The organism is Elstera litoralis (genome assembly GCF_000963705.1).
GTDB classification, from domain to species: domain Bacteria; phylum Pseudomonadota; class Alphaproteobacteria; order Elsterales; family Elsteraceae; genus Elstera; species Elstera litoralis.
The window spans coordinates 1-1,063 of sequence record NZ_LAJY01000625.1 but is presented as its reverse complement, the minus strand read 5'-3'; the positions used below and the strand labels follow the sequence as shown (position 1 = coordinate 1,063).

General features: G+C 64.4%; 1 protein-coding gene and 1 pseudogene. Both read left to right on the top strand.

Features of this window, described 5'->3' with window-relative positions; all coding sequences use genetic code 11:
- Window positions 1–14 precede the first annotated feature (14 nt).
- Window positions 15–274, top strand: a pseudogene (locus VZ95_RS29470) (lasso peptide biosynthesis B2 protein).
- The gene (locus VZ95_RS18385; protein ID WP_045777153.1) at window positions 271–882 is read left to right on the top strand and encodes a 2OG-Fe(II) oxygenase; all 612 of its coding nucleotides are present in this window, start codon (window positions 271–273) and stop codon (window positions 880–882) included. Before VZ95_RS29470 ends, VZ95_RS18385 begins: the two are co-directional and overlap by 4 nt.
- Window positions 883–1,063: the final 181 nt, after the last annotated feature.

Sequence of the window (1,063 nt, the reverse complement as noted above, 5' to 3'; positions counted from 1 at the left end):
AAGAAGCTACGGCGGTGCCGACGATCCGTCAGGTTCGGGATGCCGTGCGCCGGGCCGCTGGGGTTGCCCCGTTCCGGGCCGTCTGCCTCCAGCAAGCGGTCGCCGCCGCCTGATGCTGCGCCGCCGGGGCCTTGCGGTGCAGGTTCATTTCGGCGTTACGAAAGACGCGGACGGTAAACTGCTCGCCCACGCCTGGAGCCGCTGCCAGGGCGAGCTTGTCACTGGCGGGCAACAGATGCCCGAGTATCAACCGATTTCGGTGTTCGTGACATGAGGGCTGCGCCCCCAACCGGAAATGGCCGCTTCCTGCCGCATTACACGCAAGAGTCCTGGCTGCCCGCCGCCCTGGCCGATGGGGTGCTGGGCTATGCCATCGGCAACGAGGGTCAGTTCCGCTCGGGCTCCATTCTGCACAACGGAACAATCATGGTGGATGACACCATTCGGCAGGTTTCGGTCCTGGAGCATCTCGGCCCCTTTCACGCCCCGGTGGCGGAGGCGGCCCTTGCCGCCGCGCCCGGTTTGGCGGCCCGCTTCGGAATTCCGGCCTTCACCGCCAGCCGGGTTGAAATCGAACTGGCCGCCCACGGCGACGGGGCTCATTTTCAGCAGCATATCGATACGTTCGTGGTGGTGAACCAGCGCCCCAATCCGCGCGTTCTGACGCTGGTTCTCTATCTGAACCGCCAGCCCCGGCCCTTTACCGGGGGAGCCCTGCGCTTTCACGCCTTAGGCGGCACCGCGACGCAGGATATCGCCCCCGATCATAATCGGCTGGCCGCTTTCCCATCCATCGCCCCGCATTCGGTGCAACGCCTGACCTGCTCAAGCCGCGCTTTCGCCGACCGGCGCTTCGCCGTAAACATGTGGATACACCGATAGGCTTTCGGTACTTAAGACGCTTGTAGTGTGAAACCGTGAAAGCAGAGCCTGAACCATGACGCCCCCTGACGCCCTAACCCTCGACACGCGTGTGGGGTGGCACCCCGAGCAGATCACCGCCGCAATCGACGGCGAAGTAATCGTTATGGGGCTGATTCGGGGCCAATATGTTGGCCTCGAC